This is a genomic window from Mesorhizobium sp. B2-7-1 (assembly GCF_006440735.1).
GTDB lineage: Bacteria > Pseudomonadota > Alphaproteobacteria > Rhizobiales > Rhizobiaceae > Mesorhizobium.
Map to the genome: position 1 here is coordinate 1 of NZ_VFUA01000205.1, position 2,707 is coordinate 2,707.

Sequence of the window (2,707 nt, forward strand, 5' to 3'; positions counted from 1 at the left end):
TGAGCGTTTCCTCGCCCCCGCAAAGCGGGGGAGAGGTGGGTCGGCGCGTAGCGCCGAGACGGAGCGGGGGCAGCGCCGCCCTACGCGGTTCTGCCCGACTTACTGTGCCGGCTTCATAGCGTCCGTCGCAGGCTTCATCGCATCAGCCGGCTTCATCGCATCCGTGGCCGGCTTCATCGCCTGGGTGCTCATCGCATCGGGCTTCATGGCGCCCGCCGGCTTCATCGCGTCCGTCGCCGGCTTCATGGCGTCGGTCGCCATCGCATTGGCGGGCTTCATGGCGTTGGTGGTGTCGTCGGCGCGGGCGCCGGCAACGAAGACGGAAGCGGAAAGCGCGAAGGCCAGCGCCAGCAGGGTCAGGTATTTGGTCATGATAGTCTCCGTGTGTTGTGGCGCGCGGAAGCGGGCCGGGTTATGCGTTGCCGCGTCCTGCGGCCCCGCGCGAAGGGGAAAAAATCAGTTGGCGGCAGCGGCCAGGATCGGACCGCCGCCCGGCGTTTGCACCAGCACCGCGGTGTTCAAGCCGCCGGTCGCCGCCGGCAGCGGCAGCGTCGTCGCCTCGCCGTTCCATCTGCCGAGCTTGGTGAGCGCATGCACGACATTGGCGTGCGGCAGCGTTCGCCCGGTGTTCTCGCCGCGCGCCACCGGCACCTCGACGACGCCTCGCGTGTAGCGCACCAGCCAGATGTCGGCGCCGCCGCCCGGCGCCTTGCCGGCGCCGATGCTGACCTTACCCTGCCCAAGCGACAGCTCCGGGCCTTGTGGGTGGCCACCCCCTTTGTTGATCAGACTCTTGGCGATCAGGCCCTGGATCTCGCCCGGCGCGGCGCCGACGCCGTCGCTTCTGCCGTTCACCACCACTTGCGGCGTGAACGGTCCGTCACGGCCGAGCGACGGCTCGTAGGTCACCTGGCGGTCGGTGAACTCCTTGCGGCCGAACGTGTCCTTCCAGCCGAGATAGTCCCAGTAGGTGACGTTGAACGACAGCGCCAGCACGCCCGGCTGGTCCTTGACCTTGATCAAATTGGCGTTGGCCGGCGGGCAGGACGAGCAGCCCTGGCTGGTGAACAGCTCGACCACGGTCAGCGGCTGCGTGGAGGCCGCGCTTGCGCTGGCGGCCAGGGCGGCAAGCATCGCGCCGGCGATCAGGCTTGTCTTCAATCCGGTCATGGGAAGCAGTCTCCACTGTGGGGTCATGCTCCCATTTCGCCGCGGCGGATGTCTTCGTTACAGCTTCACCGGTTTGTGATTGGGAACTCTCCCCCTCGAGGGGGTGAATAACCATCACTGCGTCAGCACCGTCTCCGACGGGCGCTGGTTGTAGTCGCATTTGCCTTGCACGGTGTAGAAGAAGTCGGCGTTGGAGACCGGCGCCGGGACGGCGCTGCCGCCGTCCTCCCAGGCCTGGTAGCCGGTCTGGCCGCAGGGCACGGCGGTGAAGATGTCGACGGTCTGGCCGGTCGCCACCTCCGGCATGTTGGTCGGGCTGGTGCCGATATAGAGCCGGTTCGAGGTGGTCGGGTCGTTCGATTGCAGCGTCTGCGGATTGCCCGAGGGCACCTTCATCTCGAGATAAAGCTTGTCCATCTGGCTGACGTCGATCACCGCGCCCGCGCCATTGGCGGGGGTGAACGTATCGACGCAGTAGTAGCTCGTGCCGTAGCTGTCGGTCTGGATGGCCGTCCCGGACGGCACGCTCTTCTGCAGGCTCTTCAGCGTGCCGGTGGTGCACACCTGCTTCTGCACCGTCGTCGAGGTCGACCCGTCGACGGTGTCGACGACCGAGGTGCCGTAGCCTTTCGGGTCGCCATAGCCATTATAGGTGTAGGTGACCGTCATCAGCTTCTGGGCGGCGGTCTGGCCGAACTTGGTGCCCCACAGCGTCATCGTCTTTGCCCAGTAGCCCGACACCTTCGTCACCCGGAAGGTGGTCTGCACCAGCGCCGGCGTCTTGCGCACCGACGAGCCGACGCCGACCTGCACCGTGTTGATGCGGGCGATCTGCATGAAGCTGGTCGGCATCGGATAGCTCGCCGTGGCGGTGAAGGTCGCCGTGCCGTCGACGGCGATCTTGACCCCGGTCAGCGTCGCCGTGCCCGTGCTCTGCTGGATGTTCGCCGCATAGGCCTGCTGCAGCGCCGCCTGCCGGTCGGTGAAGCTTGTCGTGGTCGGCAGCGTGGTGATCGAGATGATCGCGGCGTCCAGCGCGTTCTGCATGTCGCTTCGGGTCGTCACCGCCGAGGTGTAGTCGACGGAAAAGCCGATCGCCGCCACCAGCGGAATGCTCAGGATGGCCATCATCGGCATGATCGAGCCGTCGCGGCGCGCCAGCAATTGCCTCACCGTTCCGGCAATCGCGGCCGGGCTGAACTTTCGAAAGAAACGGGACATTCCAGGAGCCTTCGTCGTCGCGGCGTCGAGCCAGTTTACCATCCGGAGGAGAAGCATCCGCGAGAGCGGTGCATGAATGTTTAAGCGGTTTTGAATATTTCGTGAGCGGCGCGTGATGTACAGCCGATCTCCTCCCTTGCGGGGGAGATGCCCGGCAGGGCAGAGAGGGGTGCTGTCCCGCCGACATTGCAACCGGCGAGAGCATCATGCCCGAATATTCGCCTGGGTTGAAAAGCCCGAGAAACATTGGATCAGCGCCGCGATCCGTCACCCCCCTCTCTGTCCTGCCGGACATCTCCCCCGCAAGGGGGGAGAT

Annotated in this window: 3 protein-coding genes; all 3 read right to left on the bottom strand. The window is 66.0% G+C overall.

Annotation, left to right across the window (positions count from 1 at the left end):
* Window positions 1-99 precede the first annotated feature (99 nt).
* Window positions 100-372, bottom strand: a complete 273-nt coding sequence (locus FJ471_RS34355) for a hypothetical protein (RefSeq protein WP_140811341.1) — start codon at window positions 370-372, stop codon at window positions 100-102.
* 84 nt (window positions 373-456) lie between these two features.
* On the bottom strand, window positions 457-1,170 hold the full coding sequence (locus tag FJ471_RS34360; RefSeq protein ID WP_140811348.1) for a DUF1223 domain-containing protein: 714 nt from the start codon (window positions 1,168-1,170) through the stop codon (window positions 457-459).
* A 114-nt stretch (window positions 1,171-1,284) separates the two neighbouring features.
* Window positions 1,285-2,391, bottom strand: a complete 1,107-nt coding sequence (locus tag FJ471_RS34365; protein WP_140811356.1) for a TadE/TadG family type IV pilus assembly protein — start codon at window positions 2,389-2,391, stop codon at window positions 1,285-1,287.
* Window positions 2,392-2,707: the final 316 nt, after the last annotated feature.

Coding starts and splice junctions, on each gene's coding strand:
- FJ471_RS34355 (WP_140811341.1), bottom strand. CDS start 372: ATGACCAAATACCTGACCCTGCTGGCGCTGGCCTTCGCGCTTTCCGCT.
- FJ471_RS34365 (WP_140811356.1), bottom strand. CDS start 2,391: ATGTCCCGTTTCTTTCGAAAGTTCAGCCCGGCCGCGATTGCCGGAACG.
- FJ471_RS34360 (WP_140811348.1), bottom strand. CDS start 1,170: ATGACCGGATTGAAGACAAGCCTGATCGCCGGCGCGATGCTTGCCGCC.